This is a genomic window from Pseudonocardia sp. D17, from assembly GCF_036984265.1.
In the GTDB taxonomy this organism is placed as follows: domain Bacteria; phylum Actinomycetota; class Actinomycetes; order Mycobacteriales; family Pseudonocardiaceae; genus Pseudonocardia; species Pseudonocardia benzenivorans.
The window spans coordinates 253295-273064 of record NZ_BPRG01000217.1; the positions used below are offsets into that span (position 1 = coordinate 253295).

16 protein-coding genes are annotated in these 19770 nt (G+C 73.3%); 12 read left to right on the plus strand and 4 right to left on the minus strand.

The features are described from left to right. Positions 1-94 precede the first annotated feature (94 nt). Entirely contained in the window at positions 95-1738 is a 1644-nt protein-coding gene (locus PSD17_RS30680; RefSeq protein ID WP_103380037.1) for a long-chain fatty acid--CoA ligase, read from the minus strand. 152 nt (positions 1739-1890) lie between these two features. Here PSD17_RS30680 and PSD17_RS30685 point away from each other — a divergent pair, with 152 nt between their 5' ends. From PSD17_RS30685 to secA, 10 genes are all read left to right on the plus strand, one after another. Continuing rightward, positions 1891-3183 (plus strand): glutamate mutase L, encoded by a 1293-nt coding sequence (locus PSD17_RS30685; protein ID WP_013677231.1) that lies wholly within the window; start codon positions 1891-1893, stop codon positions 3181-3183. A gap of 438 nt (positions 3184-3621) precedes the next feature. Beyond that, positions 3622-5133, plus strand: a complete 1512-nt coding sequence (gene ahcY / locus PSD17_RS30690; RefSeq protein WP_013677230.1) for an adenosylhomocysteinase — start codon at positions 3622-3624, stop codon at positions 5131-5133. A gap of 13 nt (positions 5134-5146) precedes the next feature. Continuing rightward, a complete protein-coding gene (locus PSD17_RS30695) occupies positions 5147-5632 on the plus strand; it encodes an NUDIX domain-containing protein (RefSeq protein WP_013677229.1) in 486 nt (161 codons plus the stop codon). Between the two features lie 11 nt (positions 5633-5643). Further along, positions 5644-6288 carry a dTMP kinase gene (locus tag PSD17_RS30700; protein WP_013677228.1) on the plus strand — a complete coding sequence of 215 codons (645 nt, stop codon included), beginning with the start codon at positions 5644-5646 and terminating at the stop codon, positions 6286-6288. Between the two features lie 49 nt (positions 6289-6337). After that, positions 6338-7015, plus strand: a complete 678-nt coding sequence (gene mtrA / locus PSD17_RS30705; protein WP_013677227.1) for an MtrAB system response regulator MtrA — start codon at positions 6338-6340, stop codon at positions 7013-7015. Positions 7016-7364: 349 nt separating this feature from the next. Continuing rightward, positions 7365-9155 (plus strand): MtrAB system histidine kinase MtrB, encoded by a 1791-nt coding sequence (gene mtrB / locus PSD17_RS30710; RefSeq protein ID WP_103380073.1) that lies wholly within the window; start codon positions 7365-7367, stop codon positions 9153-9155. A gap of 332 nt (positions 9156-9487) precedes the next feature. Continuing rightward, on the plus strand, positions 9488-11200 hold the full coding sequence (locus tag PSD17_RS30715) for an LpqB family beta-propeller domain-containing protein (RefSeq protein WP_339125911.1): 1713 nt from the start codon (positions 9488-9490) through the stop codon (positions 11198-11200). A 181-nt stretch (positions 11201-11381) separates the two neighbouring features. Continuing rightward, complete coding sequence (locus PSD17_RS30720; RefSeq protein WP_063822005.1) at positions 11382-12116, plus strand: ComF family protein; 735 nt, start codon at positions 11382-11384, stop codon at positions 12114-12116. Between the two features lie 328 nt (positions 12117-12444). Further along, entirely contained in the window at positions 12445-13143 is a 699-nt protein-coding gene (gene hpf, locus PSD17_RS30725) for a ribosome hibernation-promoting factor, HPF/YfiA family (RefSeq protein WP_339125915.1), read from the plus strand. Positions 13144-13349: 206 nt separating this feature from the next. Beyond that, on the plus strand, positions 13350-16208 hold the full coding sequence (secA, locus tag PSD17_RS30730; RefSeq protein WP_339125917.1) for a preprotein translocase subunit SecA: 2859 nt from the start codon (positions 13350-13352) through the stop codon (positions 16206-16208). 254 nt (positions 16209-16462) lie between these two features. Here secA and PSD17_RS30735 read toward each other — a convergent pair whose 3' ends face one another. Further along, on the minus strand, positions 16463-17257 hold the full coding sequence (locus PSD17_RS30735) for an Rv3235 family protein (protein ID WP_339125919.1): 795 nt from the start codon (positions 17255-17257) through the stop codon (positions 16463-16465). A gap of 115 nt (positions 17258-17372) precedes the next feature. Between PSD17_RS30735 and PSD17_RS30740 the strand changes: the two genes are divergently transcribed. Together PSD17_RS30740 and PSD17_RS30745 are read left to right on the plus strand one after the other, a co-directional pair. Beyond that, entirely contained in the window at positions 17373-17846 is a 474-nt protein-coding gene (locus PSD17_RS30740) for a MarR family winged helix-turn-helix transcriptional regulator (RefSeq protein ID WP_339125921.1), read from the plus strand. Positions 17847-17886: 40 nt separating this feature from the next. Beyond that, positions 17887-18273: an HAD-IA family hydrolase gene (locus PSD17_RS30745; RefSeq protein ID WP_132975752.1), complete on the plus strand. Its 387-nt coding sequence runs from the start codon at positions 17887-17889 to the stop codon at positions 18271-18273. A gap of 12 nt (positions 18274-18285) precedes the next feature. Here the strand turns inward: PSD17_RS30745 and PSD17_RS30750 are convergent, their stop codons facing one another. Together PSD17_RS30750 and PSD17_RS30755 are read right to left on the minus strand one after the other, a co-directional pair. Then, on the minus strand, positions 18286-18501 hold the full coding sequence (locus PSD17_RS30750; protein WP_041760013.1) for an antitoxin: 216 nt from the start codon (positions 18499-18501) through the stop codon (positions 18286-18288). A 44-nt stretch (positions 18502-18545) separates the two neighbouring features. Then, positions 18546-19766 carry an alpha-hydroxy acid oxidase gene (locus tag PSD17_RS30755; protein ID WP_013677218.1) on the minus strand — a complete coding sequence of 407 codons (1221 nt, stop codon included), beginning with the start codon at positions 19764-19766 and terminating at the stop codon, positions 18546-18548. Positions 19767-19770: the final 4 nt, after the last annotated feature.

Sequence of the window (19770 nt, forward strand, 5' to 3'; positions counted from 1 at the left end):
CCGAAGAAAGCCCGGCCGGAGACCGACCTCGTCGGGAGACGGGCGGCCGGTCCGGCCGGGCCGGCGGTGGAAGACCGCGAGGCGCGCCGGAGGCTCAGCCGCCGGTGACGTCCGGGGCGTCGATCCGGTAGCCGGAGAACTTGTCGCGCAACGTCTTCTTCGAGAACTTGCCCACCGACGTCTTGGGCACCTCGTCGATGAACTCCACCGCGTCGGGCAGCCACCACTTCGCGACGCGCGGCGTCAGGAACTCGAGCAGCTCCTCCTGGGTCACCGACTCGCCGGGCTTGACGACGACGCACGCCAGCGGCCGCTCCACCCACTTCTCGTGGGGGATGCCGATGACCGCGGCCTCGGCGACGGCCGGGTGGGCCATGATCTCGTTCTCGAGCTCGACCGAGGAGATCCACTCACCACCCGACTTCACCAGGTCCTTCGTCCGGTCGACGAGCCGCACGTAGCCGGAGGGGTCGACGGTCGCGACGTCGCCCGTGCGCAGCCACCCGTCCTCGGTGAACTGCGCGCCGCCACCCTCGCCGCGGTAGTACTCCGAGGCGATCCACGGCCCGGCGGCCTGGACCTCGCCGGTCGCCCGGTCGTCCCACGGCTGCTCCTCGCCCGACTCCGGGTCGACGATCCGCAGCTCCACCAGCGGGACCGGCACCCCCTGGCGGGCGCGGATGTCGGCCTTCGCGTCGTCGTCGAGCGCGTCGTGCTCGCTGTGGAGCACGCCCATCGTCGCGATCGGGCTCGTCTCGGTCATGCCCCAGGCCTGCAGCATCGGGACGCCGATGGCCTTGCGGTAGGCCTCCGACAGCGACCGCGGCACGGCCGACCCACCGCAGAGGATCGTCCGCAGCGACGACAGGTCGTGCTCGGCCAGCTTCGGGAGTGCGCCCATCCAGATGGTCGGGACGCCGCCGGTCACCGTCACCTTCTCCGACGAGAGCAGGTCGAGGATGGCGTCCGGCGTCATGTTGGGGCCGGGGAACACGAGGTTCGAGCCCGCCATCAGCGCGCCGTAGGGCAGGCCCCAGGCGTTGGCGTGGAACATCGGCACGACCGGCAGGATCGTGTCGCGCTCGGACAGCGCCGGCCCGTCGGCGGCCATCGTGAAGTACGAGTGCAGCACCGACGAACGGTGCGAGTACACGACGCCCTTCGGGTTGCCGGTGGTGCCGGACGTGTAGCACATGGCCGCGGCGGAGTTCTCGTCGTCGACCCGGAAACGCCCGCTGAACGGCTCCGACGCCGCGAGCAGCTCCTCGTAGTCGCCGAACCGGTCGTCGTCGGGGACCGGCACGTCGGCACCGTCGTCGATCACGATGTAGCGCCGCACGGTCGGCATCTTGTCGATCAGCGGGACGAGCAGCGGCAGCAGCGACCGGTCGACGAAGACGATCTCGTCCTCGGCGTGCTCGACGATGTACACCAGCTGCTCGGGGAACAGCCGGATGTTGAGCGTGTGCAGCACCCGGCCGGTGCACGGGGCGGCCATGTAGAGCTCGAGATGGCGGTCGGTGTTCCAGCAGAACGTGCCGACGCGCCCGTCCGCGGTGAGCCCGAGGTCGTCGAGCGCGGTGGCCAGCCGGCGGACCCGCCCGGCCCAGTCCGCGATCGTCGTGCGGGTGCGGCCGTTGGCCGTCGCGGTGACGAGCGTCTTGTGGCCGAACAGCTGCTCGGCGCGGTGGAACACGTGGGGCAGGGTGAGCGGCCGATCCTGCATGAGCCCGCGCATGGAACCTCCTGGCGACGCATCCGGTGGCCTCGACGCCACCATCGTGACGCACGTTACCGGGCTCCGACGGATCGGACATGCGCCGCGTGACGCCCGGTCGGGACCGCGTCGTCGGCCGACCGGGAGCGGGATCACCAGTAGGCTCGTCCGCCATGACCACGGACCGCCTCGCGGGCGCCACCGTGTGCCTCGACGTGGGCTCGGCCTGGACGAAGGCCGTCCTCGTGCGGTCGGACGGGACGATCCAGGGCTTCGCCGAACACCCGACGACGACCGCCGACGTCCTCGCCGGGGTCGACGCGGCGGTGGGGGCGGTGACCGCCGCGGCCCGCGCCCACGGGGAGCCGACGGTGCTGGCCTCGTCGTCGGCGGGTGGGGGGCTGCGCCTCGTCGTCATCGGGACCGACGCACTGGCCGCGACCGAGGCGGGGCACCGGGTGGCCCGCTCGGCCGGGGCGCGCGTCGTGCACGTGCACGCGGGCGCGCTCAGCGCGGAGGACGTCCGCGTCGTGCGCGGGCACCGGCCGGGGGCCCTGCTGCTGATCGGCGGCGCCGACGGCGACGACCCCGCGGTACTGCTGCACAACGCCGGACGGCTCGCCAGGGCCCGCGTGCGGTACCCGATCGTCCTGGCGGGCAACGTCGCCGCCCGCGACGACGCGCTCGCCCTGCTGCGCTCGACAGGCCGCACGGTCGTCGTGTGCGACAACGTCGTCCCCAAGGTCGGGACCGTGGTGGCCGAGCCGGCGCGGCAGGTCGTGGCCGAGATGTTCGCGGGCCACGTCGTCGGGGTGCAGGGACCGTCGGCGGCGCCGCGGTTCCGGCGGCTGGTGCGGCTCGCGACGCCCGACGCGGTGGCGCGCGGCGTCGCCGAGCTGGCGCGGGTCACCGGAGGCCGGGTGCTGCTCGTCGACGTCGGGTCCGCGACGACGTCGGTCCACCTCGCCGACCCCGACGGCGAGGCGAGCCGGACCGTCGAGGGCGACCTGGGCATGCGCAGCGCCGCGACGGGAGTCCTGACCGAGGGCCAGGCCGAGGGGCTCGTCGACCCGGTCGAGGCCGACCTGCTGGGGCCGGCCGTCGAACGGATGGCCGCCGAGCCGGGCTGGGTCCCGCGCGACGCCGGTGGGGCGGCCGAGGACCGGCGCATCGCGGCGCTCGCGGCGTCGGTCGCGGTGCGCAGGCACCTGGCCGCGGCCCCGCCCGACGCGGCGCGGCCGCCCGGTCTCGTCGTGCTCTCGGGCGGGGTGTTCCGCCAGCGCGACCACGGTGGGCTGCGCGCGGTCGTCGCCACACTGCGGGCCGACGCCGTGCTCGCGCCGGTGCTCGACGGCGCGCGGGTCGTCGTCGACAACGACATCGTGCTCGCGCCCGCGGGACTGCTCGCGGCCGACGGCCGGGCCGACGTCGCCGAGGCGCTGCTGCAGGACCACGTGCTCGGCTGACCCCTGCCGTGAGCGGCGACCTCTCCGGTACCGCGTCGGCACGGCCCGGGACCGGGGTCGGCCGCCCCCCGGTGCCGACGCGCGCCCACCGTGCGGACCTGCGGTTTCGTGACTGCGGTCACAACCGGAGGCGGCTGTCCGGACGTCCTGGTCCGCCTTCCGGGACGCGAGTTGACACCGGCCGCACCGGGCGACGAAGCTGGAAGGTGCGATCGCTGAGTCGGGGTCGAGGGGCGCTGCGACGGACGGATGTCCGCCACGCTCGACCACCGGGCCATTGCTGAACGAAGGGCGCCTCACTCGTCGGAGGAGGCCGCCTGCATGTCGTCCCCCTCCGTCGCGGCGTCACTGATCGCCGGCGTCGCTCCCGAAGCATCATGACGGAACACCGCCGCGTGCCGAGAGCGCGCGCGGCACACGAGGAGGACTGACCACCCGATGAGCGTGACCGACACGACGACGACCGACCCCGGAGCCCGGCGCCAGGAGCGCAACGGTCTGGAGTTCGCCGTCGCCGATCTGGGGCTTGCCGACTTCGGGCGCAAGGAGATCCGGCTCGCCGAGCACGAGATGCCCGGGCTGATGGCGTTGCGTCGCGAGTACGCCGAGGCCCGCCCGCTGCACGGCGCCCGCATCGCGGGCTCGCTGCACATGACCGTGCAGACCGCGGTGCTGATCGAGACCCTGACCGCGCTGGGCGCCGACGTCCGCTGGGTCAGCTGCAACATCTTCTCCACCCAGGACCACGCCGCGGCCGCGACGGTCGTCGGCCCGACGGGCACCCCCGAGGCGCCTGCCGGTGTCCCGGTGTTCGCCTGGAAGGGCGAGACGCTGGAGGAGTACTGGTGGTGCACCGAGCAGCTGTTCGCGTTCCGCGACGAGAACGGCGCCGTCGTGGGCCCGAACATGATCCTCGACGACGGCGGTGACGCCACGCTGCTCGTGCACAAGGGCGTGGAGTTCGAGAAGACCGGCGTGGTCCCGACCGTCGACGACGAGGACCTGACGGTCTCCGACGAGTACCGGATCATCCTCGACACGCTGCGCCGCAGCCTGGCCGCCGACGGGCAGTACTGGACGCGCGTCGCGTCGGACATCCGTGGTGTCACCGAGGAGACCACCACCGGCGTGCACCGGCTCTACCAGCTCGCCGAGCAGGAGCTGCTGCTCTTCCCGGCGATCAACGTCAACGACTCGGTCACCAAGAGCAAGTTCGACAACAAGTACGGCATCCGGCACTCGCTGATCGACGGCCTCAACCGCGGCACCGACGTGCTGATCGGCGGCAAGGTGGCGGTCGTGGCCGGCTACGGCGACGTCGGCAAGGGGTCCGCCGAGGCGCTCGCCGGGCAGGGCGCCCGGGTCATCGTCTCCGAGGTCGACCCGATCTGCGCCCTGCAGGCGCTGCTCGAGGGCTACCAGGTCGCGCGCCTGGAGGACGTGATCGGCCAGGCCGACATCGTCATCACCACGACGGGCAACAAGGACATCGTCACCGTCGACCTGATGAAGAAGATGAAGCACCAGGCGATCCTGGGCAACGTCGGGCACTTCGACAACGAGATCGACATGGCCGGCCTCGCGCGCATCCCGGGCATCAAGAAGATCAACATCAAGCCGCAGGTCGACGAGTGGATCTTCCCCGACGGCCGCACGATGATCGTGCTGTCCGAGGGCCGGCTGATGAACCTCGGCAACGCGACCGGGCACCCGTCGTTCGTCATGTCCAACTCGTTCGCGAACCAGACGATCGCCCAGATCGAGCTGTTCACCAAGCACGAGGAGTACGAGAAGGACGTGTACCGGCTGCCCAAGATCCTCGACGAGAAGGTCGCGCGCATCCACGTGCAGGCGCTGGGTGGTGAGCTGACCAAGCTCAGCAAGGACCAGGCCGAGTACATCGGCGTCGACGTCGAGGGCCCGTTCAAGCCCGAGCACTACCGCTACTGACGGGCCGCGCACGGTGACCGCCGGGGTCGCGCCCCGCACGTCGGGCGACGGCTGGACGTACTGCGCCCAGGGCCACAAGCACTGGGGGATCCACGGTGCGGCCGGCCTGCTCGCGCGCCATCGCGACCCCGCCGGGGCCGAGTGGGTGCTGCTGCAGCACCGTGCGTCGTGGAGCCACCACGGCGGTACGTGGGGCATCCCCGGCGGCGCCCGCGACCTCGGCGAGTCCGCCGAGGACGCGGCCCGCCGGGAGGTCTCCGAGGAGTCCGACCTCGAGGTCGTGGGCATCGACGCCGCCGGCGAGTTCGTCGACGACCACGGCGGCTGGACCTACACCACCGTCGCGCTCTGGCTGCCCGTGATGCCCCCCGTCGCCGTGCGCGGGGCGGAGAGCGTCGAGTTCGCCTGGACGCCCGTCGCAGGTCTCGGCGACGTACCCCTGCACCCCGGGTTCGCCGCGAGCTGGCCCGCGGTCCGCGGCGTGGGGCTCGCCGGATAGGTTCCGCGTCCGTGGGACGGCTGGTCGTGATCGAGGGGCTCGACGGGGCCGGCAAACGGACGTTGACCGACGGGCTGTGCGCCGCCCTGGACGCGGCCGGGGCTTCGACCGCCCGGCTCGCGTTCCCGCGCTACGACGACGACGTGCACGCCGAGCTCGCCCGCGATGCCCTCTACGGCCGGCTCGGCGACCTGTCCGACTCGGTGCACGGGATGGCCGTGCTCTTCGCACTCGACCGGCGGGCGGCCGTGCCCGTGCTCGCCGACCTGCTCGCCGCGCACGACGTGCTGATCGTCGACCGGTACGTCGCGTCCAACGCGGCCTACAACGCCGCACGCCTGCACCAGGACGCGTCCGGCGAGGTCGTCGCGTGGGTGCGCGAGCTGGAGATCGAGCGGTTCGGGCTGCCCGTGCCCGACCTGCAGCTGCTGCTGCAGGTGCCGCAGTCGGTCGCCGCGGCGCGGGCGGCCGGCCGCGCGCGCACCGAGGCCGGCCGCGACCGCGACGCCTACGAGTCCGACGACGCCCTGCAGGCGCGGACCGCGGCCGTCTACGCGCAGCTCGCCGCCGCGTCGTGGCTGTCGGAGTGGGAGGTCGTCGACGGCGCCGCGCCCGTCGACGCCGCCGCTCTCGCCACCCGCGTCGAGCGGGTGTGAGCCGAGGCCCCCGGCCGCTCGTGTCGCACGGTGGTGGGATGCTGCGCACATGAAGTCGCGCGTTCTGGTGGTCGACGACGACCCGGCACTGGCCGAGATGCTGACCATCGTTCTGCGCGGGGAGGGCTTCGACACCGCCGTCGTCGGCGACGGGACCAAGGCCCTGCCCGCCGTCCGGGAGCTGCGGCCCGACGTCGTCCTGCTCGACCTCATGCTGCCCGGCATGAACGGGATCGACGTGTGTCGGGCGATCCGCTCGGAGTCCGGTGTCCCGATCGTGATGCTGACGGCGAAGAGCGACACCGTCGACATCGTCCTCGGCCTGGAGTCGGGCGCCGACGACTACGTCGTGAAGCCGTTCAAGCCCAAGGAGCTGGTCGCGCGTATCCGCGCCCGGGTGCGGCGGGTGGAGAACGAGCCCGCCGAGCAGCTCTCGATCGGCGACGTCGACATCGACGTCCCCGCCCACCAGGTCACCCGCGGGGGCGTGCCGATCGCGCTGACCCCGCTGGAGTTCGACCTCCTGGTCGCGCTCGCGCGCAAACCGCGGCAGGTGTTCACCCGCGAGGTGCTCCTCGAGCAGGTGTGGGGCTACCGGCACGCCGCCGACACCCGGCTGGTCAACGTGCACGTGCAGCGGCTGCGCTCGAAGGTGGAGCGCGACCCCGAGCACCCCGAGGTCGTGCTGACCGTCCGCGGGGTCGGGTACAAGGCCGGCCCGCCGTGACCGGCGCCGCGCCCTCCGGGAACGCGCGGCGGGGGTACGCGCACCGCAGGAACGCGCCGCGCGGGAACGTGCTCCGCGGGAACGTGCTCCGTGGGCGCGCGATCTGCGGGTATGCGCGGCCTGGGAATGTGCTCCGCGGGTCCGCGCTGCCCGGGTCCGCGCTGCCCGGGTCCGCGCTGCCCGGGTCCGCGCTGCCCGGGTCCGCGCTGGCCGGGTGCGGGCTGCGCGGGTCCGCGCCCGGGTGTGCGCGGCCCGGTTGTGCGCGGCCGGGTGCCCGGACGCCGGGTGGCCCGGCGCCGGCGGGCGGGTGCGCGCCGTACGGGCGGTGCGTGCCGTCGGGCGGTTGGGGATGATCAGCGCCGGCCGCGGTGTCGGCCGGCTCCTCGGGCGGGTCGGTCGACGGCTGGCCCGCACCGGTGTCGCCCGGCGGCTCGCCACGGTCGGGCACCACACCGTCCTCGGCGTCACCGAGGTCCGCAACGCTTTCGCGGCCGCCTGGCGCAGGTCGTTGCAGCTGCGCGTCGCCGTGTCGACGCTCGCGCTCTCGACGGCAGTGGTCCTCGTGCTGGGCCTGGTGCTGCAGACCCAGATCGCCGACCGCCTCGTGCAGGGCAAGTTCGACGCCGCGGTCACCCAGACCGAGTCGGCCAGGGCAGTGCTCGAACGCGACCTCTCCGGCGTCGACCCCGACCGGGAGGGCGCCCAGGCGACGCTGACCAACGCGCTCGAGCAGCTCACCAACTCCAGCATCGCCGACCAGCCCGGATCGCCGACCGCGGGCGAGTTCCGCGCGGTCCTCACCACCGGCGACACCCCCGGCGGCTCCGGCAGGCCCGTCTCGGCGGGCACGGTCGGCGACATCCCGCCCGACATGGCCGCCGCCGTCGCCGCGGGAGGGCTGGCCCGCAAGTACGTCACCGTCGGCGACACCCCGACGCTGATCATCGGCCAGCCCGTCACCACCGCAGGCCGCGACCTGCAGTTCTACCTGCTGTTCCCGCTCGACGCCGAGCAGCGGACGCTCGGCCTCGTCCAGTCGACGCTGATCGTCTCGGGGCTGGTGCTGATCATCCTCCTCGCGGCGATCACGAGCCTGGTGACGCGGCAGGTCGTCCGGCCCGTGCGGCAGGCCGCGGAGGTGGCCGAGCGGTTCGCCGACGGGCACCTCGACGAGCGCATGCCGGTCCGCGGCGACGACGAGATGGCTCGGCTCGGCGAGTCGTACAACGAGATGGCCTCGAGCATCCAGACCCAGATCCGCCAGCTCGAGGAGTTCGGCGCGCTGCAACGCCGCTTCACCTCCGACGTGTCCCACGAGCTCCGCACTCCTCTCACGACGGTCCGGATGGCCGCCGACGTCCTGTACGCCTCTCGCGAGGAACTGCTGCCCGCGCTGCGCCGCAGCTCGGAACTGCTCGTCACCGAGCTCGACCGGTTCGAGGCCCTGCTCGCCGACCTCCTGGAGATCAGCCGGCTCGACGCGGGTGTCGCCGAGCTCGGCGCCGAACGGCTCGACATGCACGGCGTCGTCTCCCGCGCGGTCGAGGCGGTCCGGGGCCTCGCCGAGGAGAGCGGCACGCCCCTCGTCCTCGACCTGCCGATCGACGTCGTCGCCGAGGTCGACTCCCGGCGCGTCGAGCGGATCATCCGGAACCTGGTGGCGAACGCGATCGACCACGGCGAGGGCCGCCCGGTCGAGGTCACCCTGGCCGGCGACGACGACGCCGTGGCCGTCGCCGTGCGGGACCACGGTGTCGGGCTCCGGCCCGGCGAGGCCGGGCTGGTGTTCAACCGGTTCTGGCGTGCCGAGGAGTCCCGTGCCCGGCGCAGCGGCGGGAGCGGGCTCGGCCTCTCGATCAGCCTGGAGGACGCCCGGTTGCACGGCGGCTGGCTGCAGGCGTGGGGTCGCCCCGGTGAGGGCTCGACCTTCCGGCTGACGCTGCCCCGCACCGTCAACGGCAAGATCACGACGAGCCCCCTCCCGCTCGGGCCGGACGGCACCCGCCCGGCCGAGACCAACTCCGTCCCGACGCCGCCCCTCGGCATCCCACGCGGGCTCCTCGACGGCGACGACGAGTCCGACGACCCGGCCACCGTGCAGGGGGCGCCACCGGTGAGCCGGCCTGGTGGTCGGCGATGACCGCCCGGGAGGAACGGCCGGTCCACCAGGAGCCGGGGCCGACGGCCGCTGCACAGCCCGCGGCGCCGCCCGTCGGCGCATCGACCGAGCCTGCACGCGGCGCGCGCGGTCGACCGGCCGCCCCCGCGGACCGCTCGGCTGGTGGGCCATCCGCGTCGGCGCGCCGGCGTTCCTCGTCGATCCGCGGCCGTTCCTCATCAGCGCACCTCCGTTCCCTGTCGACCCTCGGGCGTTCCTCGTCGGCCCGTCGTCCCGTGCCGGCTCGTCGTCCCGTGTCGGCCCGCCGCTGTCCCGGGGACGGCCGGCCGTCCGTGTCCCGGCGCCGTCGGGCTGTGCTGGCTGCACTCCTGGTCGTGCTGGGGCTCCTCGCGGCGGGTTGCGCGACCGTTCCCGGCGACTCGTCGGTGCAGGTGCTGCGCAAGGTCAGCGACGGTGCGGCACCGCCGGCCCCGCCCGGGCCCGCCGACGGCACCAACCCGCTCGACCTCGTCCGCGGTTTCGTCTACGCCTCGGGCAGCAGCGCCGACCGGCACGGCGCCGCCCGCCGGTTCCTCGCGCCAGAGGCGGCCGGCTGGGACGACGCCGCCTCCGTGACCGTCCTCGACGAGCAATTCGGCACCGTCCCCGTCGCGACCGGCACCGACTCGACGACCGTCCGCATCCGCGGCACCCGCATCGGGATGCTGTCCTCGACCGGTGCGTTCGAGCCCGACGAGGCTCCCGTCGAGGCCGACGTGACCGTCGTGCGTCGCGATGGCCAGTGGCGCATCGCCTCCCTTCCCGAAGGCGTCTTCGTCCGGCTCTCGGACCTGCGGTCGAACTACCGCACGATCAGGGTGTACTTCGTCGACCCCGCTCGCGGGCGTGTAGTGCCCGACCTGCGCTACCTGCCCGCGGTGCCGGCGAAGGCACAGGCGGCTCAAGCCGTGGACATGCTGCTGGGCGGGCCGTCGCCTGCGCTGGCGGGCTCGGTCACCAGCCGGCTGCTCCCGACGACCGGGCTGCACGCGAACGTCGCCACCGCCGCGGACGGCGGGCTCGTCGTCGACCTCACCCGGCTCGGTGACCTCGACGACGCGAGCCGTCGCCAGCTGGCCGCACAGGTCGTGCTGACGCTGTCGGAGATCAACGTCGGCCGGGTCCGGTTGCTCGTCGACGGCGTGCCGCTCCTGCCCGCCACGCCCGACCTCACCCGCAGCGACGTCGCCGCCCTTGCCGCGGACGCCGCTGACGCCGCCGCCCCGCAGCAGCAACCGCTGGTCGTGAGCGGCGGCCGCGTCCGCAAGCTCGGTGGCGACGACTCCGGGACGCCGATCCCGGGGCAGACGGGAAACGGTGCGTTCGACGTCGCGGCGGCCGCGCTCACCCCCGACGGCTCCCATCAGGCCGTCGTCTCCCGTGAGGGCGGCCGCAACCGACTCATCGTGGGGGAGGGCGACAAGCCGCTCGAGGTCACCGACGTCACCGGCTCGACGCTGACCCGGCCGACCTGGACGCCGGGCGGTACCGAGGTCTGGACCGTCGTCGACGGCTCCACCGTCGCCCGCGTGATCACCGAGGCAGGTGCACCTCCGCGGCGCGGCACGGTCGACGCCTCGGCACTCACTGCACTCGGTGGTCCGATCACCTCCCTTCGGATGTCGCGCGACGGGGTGCGCGTCGCGGCGGTCGTGGGCAGTCGTCTGGTGACGGCGTCGGTCGCCCGGGCGGCCGACGGGTCGGTGACGCTGCGCGGTGCCCGGGTGCTGCGCCCCGGGGATCTCGGTGACGTGGTGGCGGTGGACTGGCGCTCGACCGACACGTTGGTCGTCGCGAGCGCGCGAAGCGACCGGGCAGTGTCGCTGGTGTCGGTGGACGGACTGGCACTGGACACCGTGTCGGGCTCGAACCTGACCCCGCCGCTGCGGGCCGTCGCGGCCTCGCCCAACCTGCCGCTGCTCGTGGCCGACCAGGGCGGGGTGTGGAGCTTCTCCGGTGGTGACCTCGACACCTGGCGGCTCGTCGCGGGCGGGATGCCCGACGCGGTTCCGTTCTATCCGGGCTGACCCTCTCGTCCCTCCCTCCGTCGCGGTGTCCTACGGGGTCGGGAACAGTTCTATCCCGGGCCCGTGCCGGCTGCAGGAGTTGTCCACAGGCAGCGCTGGTGAGCGCACGCTTGTGGACAACTCGGTGTCCGGGGCCCGGAGCGGGGGCGCGCCGTGGGTCGGCCCGGCCATGATCCGTGTCATGCGAACGACCGAGCTGCTCCCTGCCCTGCTCGACCTGCTGCTCCCCGGTGGCTGCGGCGGCTGCGACCTGCCGGGCCCGTCGTGGTGCGCGACGTGCGCGGCGCGGGCCGGGCCGCCGCACTGGACCCGGGGTCGCGGCGGACCCCCCGTGCTCGCCGCAGGTCGCTACGGCGGCCCGCTGCGCCGGGCGCTGATCGCCTACAAGGAGCGAGGCCGGCGCGATCTGGCGGCGGCGCTCGCCGGGCTGCTCGCGACCACGCTCGCCGCGGCGATGCCGCCGGCGACGTGGCCGGGTCCGGCGTGGGCCGGCGGGCACCGCGGGCCGGTGCGCTGGATCGTCCCGGTGCCGTCACGACCGGCCGCCGCCCGCGCCCGCGGCGGCGACCACGTCCTGGTGCTGTGCCACCGGCTCGCGGAACTGCTCGCGGTGTCGGGTGGGCACGTGGCCGTCGCGCCCGCGCTGGCGCTCTCGGGCGGGGCGCTCGACTCGGTCGGCCTCGACGCGGGGGAGCGCACCACGAACCTGACGGGCCGGGTCCGCGCCCGCCGGGCCGGGCTGCCGCCACCTGGCGCACGCGTGCTGCTGGTCGATGACGTGGTCACCACCGGAGCGACGCTCCGGGTCTGCCGACGGGTGCTCGAGAGCGCGGCGGTGACGCCGGTGGCCGCTCTCGTGCTGTGCGACGCGAGCGCCGGCCGGCCGGCGGTCGCCGCAGCCGTACAGGGGCGATGACCAGCGGAGAGCCATGAACGGGAGGGAGATCGGCCCGGCTCGACGTCGCTCCCGGGGCTCCGTCGTGCGACATCCGATCGTGATCGCCCGACCACGTGACGTTACCGACGTGGGTGGCCGAAGGGAATGTCATTCGTCGATACCACACGCGTCAGCGACAGTGTTCGCCGCCCCCTGTTGCCGAATCGTGATCCGGGCTACGGTGCTCACCCAACAGTCCCCGTCCCGCTTCGGGAGGTAACCGGCACACCATCCGGTCGTCGGGGGACGAGCCTCCGACACCAGCTGCTGACTCGTCGAATCGACGTCGAAAGCGAGGGATGTCCTAGTGGAGATTGTCGTCACCGGCCGTAACGTCGAGGTGCCGGACCACTTCCGGGTCCATGTCACCGACAAGGTCGGTCGCCTCGAGCGCTACGACCACAAACTGATGGGCATGCACGTCGAGCTCTTCCACGAGCCGAACCGTCGCCAACTCAAGACCTGTCAACGCGTCGAGATCACCGGGCGAGGCGGATGCGGCTCCGTCGCCCGAGCGGAAGCCACCGCGAAGGACTTCTACGCCGCACTCGACCTGGCCATCTCCAAGCTCGAGGGGCGGCTGCGCCGCTCGCACGACCGCCGCCGGCTCGGCAACCGCCGGGTGCGCGCGATGGCCGGCCGCGTGCCAGCCGGTGCCGACGAACTCCCCGATGTCCCGGGCGTCGACGAGGCGCTCATCCCCACCCCGCGTGCGCACGACGAGCATCTCGACGACAACGACGGTGACGGCTTCGCCGAGATCGACGCCGAGACCATCGCGGCAGAGCACGGTGGTGACCGCCCGGGCGACCCGGACCCGTGTCCGGGCCGGATCGTGCGGCGCAAGGTGCACACGTCGCAACCGATGAGCGTCGACGACGCGCTGGCCCGGATGGAGCTCGTGGGCCACGACTTCTACCTGTTCTCCGACGCCGAGAGCGGCGAGCCGAGCGTGGTCTACCGGCGTCGCGGCTACGACTACGGACTGATCCGGCTGGGCGGCTGACGCCACCTGCGGCCACCGACGGGGGTGGTCCGGCCGCGCGCCCGCGCGAGCCGGATCGCCCCCGTCGGCGCTGCGGGGCCGAGACCCCGCGGGTGCCTCTACCATGGACGGCGCCGGACCTCCGGGTGCGGCGTCCGTAGTGCCGTGGGCCCGCAGTCAGCCCCGTGTCAGAGTGCCCGTGCCGCGATCGTGAATGAGGTCGACCAGTGTCGTTCCTGAACCGTCTGCTCCGCGCCGGCGAGACGAAGCTGGTGAAGCGGCTGGCCCGGATCGCCGACCACGTCGACGAGTTCGAGGCCGACATCCAGGCACTGACCGACGCCGAGCTGCGGGCGAAGACCGACGAGTTCAAGGAGCGCTACGAGGCCGGCGAGGAGCTCGACGACCTGCTGCCCGAGGCGTTCGCCGTCGTCCGCGAGGCGGCCAGCCGCACGCTGGGTCAGCGGCCCTACCCGGTGCAGGTCATGGGTGGGACGGCGTTGCACCTGGGCAACGTCGCCGAGATGCGCACCGGCGAGGGCAAGACCCTGACCTGTGTGCTGCCCTCCTACCTCAACGCGATCTCCGGGCAGGGCGTCCACGTCGTCACGGTCAACGACTACCTCGCCAAGCGCGACGCCGAGAAGATGGGCCGCATCCACCGCTTCCTGGGGCTGACCGTCGGGGTCATCCTCTCGGAGATGACGCCCGCCGAGCGCCGCGAGCAGTACGCCGCCGACGTCACCTACGGCACGAACAACGAGTTCGGCTTCGACTACCTGCGCGACAACATGGCGTGGAAGAAGGACGACCTCGTCCAGCGCGGGCACAACTTCGCGATCGTCGACGAGGCGGACTCGATCCTCATCGACGAGGCGCGCACCCCGCTGATCATCTCCGGCCCGGCCGAGCAGAGCGCCCGCTGGTACCAGGAGTTCGCGCGGATGGCGCCGATGCTCAAGCGCGACGTCCACTACGAGGTCGACGAGCGCAAGCGCACGATCGGCGTCACCGAGGAAGGCGTCGAGCTGGTCGAGGACCAGCTGGGCATCGACAACCTCTACGAGGCCGCGAACACGCCGCTGGTCGGCTACCTGAACAACGCCATCAAGGCCAAGGAGCTGTTCAAGAAGGACAAGGACTACATCGTCCGCGACGGTGCGGTCATGATCGTCGACGAGTTCACCGGTCGTGTGCTCGCCGGTCGGCGGTACAACGAGGGCATGCACCAGGCCCTGGAGGCCAAGGAGGGCGTCGAGGTCCAGGCCGAGAACCAGACGCTGGCCACCATCACCCTGCAGAACTACTTCCGGCTCTACGAGAAGCTCTCCGGCATGACCGGTACCGCCCAGACCGAGGCGGCGGAGCTGCACCAGATCTACAAGCTGGGCGTCGTCACGATCCCGACGAACCGGCCGATGATCCGGCAGGACCTCGGCGACGTCATCTTCAAGACCGAGGAGGCGAAGTTCGCGGCGGTCGCCGAGGACATCGCCGAGAAGTACGCCAAGCGTCAGCCGGTGCTGGTGGGTACGACCAGCGTCGAGAAGTCGGAGTACCTGTCGAAGCTACTGCTGCAGCTCCAGGTCCCGCACGAGGTGCTCAACGCGAAGCACCACGAGCGCGAGGCCACGATCGTGGCGCAGGCGGGTGTCCCCGGTGCGGTCACGGTCGCGACGAACATGGCCGGTCGCGGTACCGACATCATGCTGGGCGGCAACCCCGAGTTCATCGCCGATCTCGAGCTCCGCGCCCGCGGGCTCGACCCGGTGTCCACGCCCGAGGAGTACGAGGCCGCGTGGGACACCGCGCTCGCCGAGGCCGAGGCGCAGGTCGTGGCCGAGGCCGAGGAGGTCCGCGAGGCCGGGGGCCTCTACGTCCTGGGTACCGAGCGGCACGAGTCGCGGCGCATCGACAACCAGCTCCGTGGTCGTTCCGGCCGCCAGGGCGACCCGGGCGAGTCGAGGTTCTACCTCTCGCTCGGCGACGAGCTCATGCGGCGCTTCAACGGCCAGCTCGTCGAGACGATCATGAACCGGCTCAACCTCCCGGACGACGTGCCGATCGAGGCGGGCATGGTCACCAAGGCCATCCGCTCCGCGCAGACCCAGGTCGAGCAGCAGAACTTCGAGATCCGCAAGAACGTCCTGAAGTACGACGAGGTGCTCAACCAGCAGCGCACCGTCATCTACGACGAGCGGCGCCGGGTGCTCAACGGTGAGGACGTCCGCGACGAGATCCGCAACATGCTCGACGACGTCGTGACGGCCTATGTCGAGGGCGAGACCGCGGAGGGCTACGCCGAGGACTGGAACTTCGAGCGGCTCTGGACCGCCCTGCGCACGATCTACCCGGTCTCGGTCGACTGGAGGAGCCTGGCCGACGAGGGCGACCTCGACGACCTCACCAAGGAGTCCCTGCTCGAGGTGCTGCTGCCCGACGCGGCGGCGGCGTACGACCGTCGCGAGGCCGAGATCGACGCGCTGATCGGCGAGCAGGGCGGCATGCGCGAGCTCGAGCGCCAGATTCTGCTGCAGGTCATGGACCGCAAGTGGCGCGAGCACCTCTACGAGATGGACTACCTCAAGGAGGGCATCGGCCTGCGCGCGATGGCGCAGCGCGACCCGCTGATCGAGTACCAGCGCGAGGGCTTCGACATGTTCTCCCGCATGCTCGAGGGCATCAAGGAGGAGACGGTCGGCCACCTGTTCCAGGTTCAGGTGCAGGTCGCCGAGCCGGAGCCGCAGCCCGTCGCCGCCGACGCGGCCGTCACCACCGAGGTGCCGGTGACGCCGCCGGTCACGAACGGCAACGGGCGCAACGGGAACGGGCAGCCGAGCCGGGTGCCGGCGGGTCGGGCGCAGCCCGACGAGGACGCGACCACGGTCCTGCCCGCCATCTTCGGCGGCCCGCGACAGCAGGAGAACCTGCGCTACAGCGGTCCCGACGAGGACGGCGGCGAGGCCGTGCGCGGAGGCGGCGGACGCCGGCCCAACCGGCAGCCCGCCGGCCAGGGACAGGGCAACCGCTCGGAGCGCCGCGCCGCGCAGCGCGAGGCCGAGAAGGCCCGCCGCCGGGGCCGGTGAGCTGAGCACGAGGCCGTAGCCGGGGCTCGCCGTGGGGTGCGGTGTCGACGGGAACCCGGCGCCGCCGCGTGCCGGTGCTCCGGGGTTGCGTCGAGAGCACGCCCGCTGTCCGGGCGCGCTGTCGCCGCGTGGCAGTCCGGTGCGGGCGCCACTGGGGCGTGCACCCGGCGGACCGGGCAGGCAACCTTCGCCGGGTTGTCGTCGACGCGTTGCGACCCCACCCCGGAACCGGCGCACATGTGGCGCTCGCGCGGTCAGCCGAGGCGCACCGCGACGCAGCGCCATCGGGAGCCCGCGGCCCCGTCGGTGCCGCGGGTGTCCTGCCCGGCGCCGACCTGCGGGGTGAGGTGTGTCGGCTCGGTGCGGTGCGGTTCGGCCGCGAGCTCCTCGTCCGCGTCGTCCTCGATCCCGGTGCGCCGACAACGGTCCTGCTCGAAGCGAGCGGCGAGCGCGCGGAACCGGTCGCCGAAGCGGCAGACGGCGGCGACCTCGACGACTCCCGGAGCAGGCTGGTCGAACCTGACTGAGCAGATGCGGTCGCCGACCCGTTGCGGCGCAACAACAGCGGATCGCGTGGGCGCTCCCGCCGGGCGCTCCCGCGAACCCGCCCGTGACGCAGTGGGATGCGACCGGACCGGGACGGCACGTCGGAGATCGGGGCGCGCGACGGTGGCCGCCGCGTAGCGCACGACGGACGGCGTCGCGACGCGGCCGAGCCGGCTCGCCGGGAGCCGCCCGCCGATGACCTCGACGAACAACCGCAGCGCGTGGGCGACGGCGGCGCGCATCCCGGGGTCGCCGGCCGGCGCCGCGGCGGGTGTCTCCCGGTCGGGAGCAGGGCGGGGCGGTGCGGCGCGGACCGCCGGGGGAGGCCACGTCGGAACGGTGCTCTCCGGAACGGGGACCGCCGACCCGACCAGCACCCAGCCCCTCGGGGCGGGTGGTGGTAGCGGGATCGGCTCGGCGTCCGGCTCGTGGTGCAGCACGCGCAGCCGGACCCGCCGGACGGGCGCTGCGTCGGGTGTCGTGCGGTCGGAGTCGGCGCTCATGTGGGCAGGGTCGGTTCGCCGCGCGCGGGAGCGCGGGCGTTAGCACCCGTACGCATCCGCATCGTGAGGCGACGAACCGTCCGCCACCGGACGGTCGCGCGGGTACGGTCCGTTCGTGGCGCCGATCGAATCAGGTCTCGACGTGCTGCTCGTGCGGGCGGGGCGCGCGCTGGAGCGGCGTCGGCGCGAGGTGGTCGCGGCGCACGGCCTGACGACGACGGGGCTGGCGGTCCTGGAGGCGCTTGCGGGCGCGGACAGCACGTCGCACCGCGATCTCGCTGCCGCGGTGGGCGTCGCTCCCGCGACGCTGACGCCGGTCCTCGACGCTCTCGACGATCAGGATCTGGTCCGCCGGCACCGGGCGGTCGACGACCGTCGGACGGTCGGGATCACGCTCGGCCCACGTGGTCGCGACGTGCTCGGGGCGGCGACGGCCGATCTCGCCGGGCGGTCGCGGGCCTGGCTGCCGGTCGCGGGCGACGAGATCCGCGGCTACCTCACCGAGTTGCTCGCCCGAGCCGAGGCGGACGACACCCCCACGGGCGAGGAAGGACACACCCCCGCAGGCGAGGAGGCCACACGCCCGTGAGCGAGCGCGGACGCACGCCGTCGGCGACGGCGCGAGGCCGATGACGGCACCTGCCGCGGCGGCGCTGGTGATGGACTACGGCGGCGTCATGACCGACGGCCCGCCCGTCGCCACGCTCCCGGAACGGGCGCGCCGGGCGGGCGTGCCGACGGCACTGCTCACCGATGCCCGCGCCGTCCCGGCCGAGGTCGCGGCGCTGTTCGACGTGGTGGTGACCGGCGACGACGGCCCACGCAAGCCCGACCCCGCGGCCTTCCGGGCGGCGGCCCGGGCCGTGGGGGTGCCGGTGGAACGTTGCGTCGTCGTCGACGACGAGCCGGCCAACCTGCGCGGCGCGCGCGAGGCGGGCGCGATCGTCGTCGGCCACGTCGATGCCGCGACGACAGTGTTCGAGGTGGAGGTCCTGCTGGACCTCCACCTCGAGTGAGTCGTACGGGCGTCAGGCGGGCGGCGGCTGGTCGGCCGGGGGTTCGGCGGGTGCCGCCGTGGTGTCACCCTCGCCGGTCGCCTCCTTCGCCTTCCCTACGGCGCCGTCGATCTGGTCGTCGTGTCCTGCGAAGCGCTCCTTGGCCAGGTCGCCGGCCTTGTCGAGACCCTGGTCGACCTTGTCGTCGTGCTGACCGAGCATCTCCTTGGCCTTGTCCATGAATCCCATGGCGGCCACTGTGGTCCTGTCGGGCTGCGGGCGCCACCCGGGGCTCACCCGTACGGGCGAATGCGGACGTGCTCCGGACGGAGGTCGTCGACGCGCGTGACGCCCATCAGCGCCAGCGTGCGCTCGATCTCGCCGCGCAGGATCTGCACGACCTTCTCCACACCCCGCTTCCCGCCCGCCATGAGCCCGTACAGGTAGGCGCGGCCGACGAGTGCGGCGTTGGCGCCCAACGCGATCGCCGCGACGATGTCGGCGCCGTGGGTGATCCCGGTGTCGACGAGGACCTCGGCCTCGCCGCGCAGCTCGGCCACCGTCGGCTCGATGAGCTCCAGCGGGACGGGGGCGCGGTCGAGCTGGCGGCCGCCGTGGTTGGAGAGCAGGACGGCGTCGGCGCCGGCGTCGACGACGCGGCGGGCGTCGGCGACGCTCTGGATCCCCTTGACGACGAGCGTCCCGGGCCACGCGCCGCGCAGCCACTCGACGTCGGCCATGGTCAGGGCCGGGTCGAACACGCGGTTGATCATCTCGGCGATCGTGCCGTCGGTGCCCTCGAGGTTGCTGAAGGCCAGCGGTTCGGTGGTGAACATGTCGAACCACCAGTGCGGGTGCCGCGCGCCGTCGAGGAAGGTCCGCAGGCTCAGCGCGGGCGGGATCGTGAGGCCGTTGCGCACGTCGCGCAGCCGGGCCCCGCCGACGGGCGTGTCGACGGTCAGCATGAGCGTGTCGTAGCCGGCGTCGGCGGCCCGTTGCACGAGGTCCTTGGCGTAGGCGCGGTCGCGCCACAGGTAGAGCTGGAACCAGCGGCGCACGTCCGGCGCGATGTCGACGATCTGCTCGATCGTCGTGGTGCCCATCGTCGAGAGCGTGAACGGGATGCCGACCTCCTGCGCGACGGCCGCGACCGCGCTCTCGCCCTCGGTGTGCATCATGCGCGTGAAGCCGGTGGGCGCGAACGCGAACGGCAGCGTCGAACGCTTGCCGAGGATGGTGCGGCCGGTCTCGATCTCGGAGACGTCACGCAGGACGCTGGGGGTGAACTCGACGCGCGAGAAGGCCTGCCGGGCGCGGCGCAGGCTCAGCTCACCGTCGGCGGCGCCGTCGGTGTAGTCGAAGACGGCGCGCGGGGTGCGGCGGCGGGCGATCTCCCGCAGGTCGGCGATGTTCGCGGCGCGCGCGAGGCGGCGTTCCGTCGCGTCCCACCGGATCGGCGCCGGTCGGAGGAGCGGCAGGATCTCGGAGGGTTTCGGCATGCGGCGGTGCACCATTGCC

Excerpts from the sequence above, each read along its gene's own strand:
- PSD17_RS30735 (WP_339125919.1), bottom strand. The coding sequence starts at position 17,257 with ATGAGCGCCGACTCCGACCGCACGACACCCGACGCAGCGCCCGTCCGG.
- PSD17_RS30720 (WP_063822005.1), top strand. The coding sequence starts at position 11,382 with ATGCGAACGACCGAGCTGCTCCCTGCCCTGCTCGACCTGCTGCTCCCC.
- mtrB (WP_103380073.1), top strand. The coding sequence starts at position 7,365 with ATGATCAGCGCCGGCCGCGGTGTCGGCCGGCTCCTCGGGCGGGTCGGT.
- PSD17_RS30685 (WP_013677231.1), top strand. The coding sequence starts at position 1,891 with ATGACCACGGACCGCCTCGCGGGCGCCACCGTGTGCCTCGACGTGGGC.
- PSD17_RS30755 (WP_013677218.1), bottom strand. The coding sequence starts at position 19,766 with ATGGTGCACCGCCGCATGCCGAAACCCTCCGAGATCCTGCCGCTCCTC.
- mtrA (WP_013677227.1), top strand. The coding sequence starts at position 6,338 with ATGAAGTCGCGCGTTCTGGTGGTCGACGACGACCCGGCACTGGCCGAG.
- PSD17_RS30750 (WP_041760013.1), bottom strand. The coding sequence starts at position 18,501 with ATGGGATTCATGGACAAGGCCAAGGAGATGCTCGGTCAGCACGACGAC.
- PSD17_RS30745 (WP_132975752.1), top strand. The coding sequence starts at position 17,887 with ATGACGGCACCTGCCGCGGCGGCGCTGGTGATGGACTACGGCGGCGTC.
- ahcY (WP_013677230.1), top strand. The coding sequence starts at position 3,622 with ATGAGCGTGACCGACACGACGACGACCGACCCCGGAGCCCGGCGCCAG.
- PSD17_RS30680 (WP_103380037.1), bottom strand. The coding sequence starts at position 1,738 with ATGCGCGGGCTCATGCAGGATCGGCCGCTCACCCTGCCCCACGTGTTC.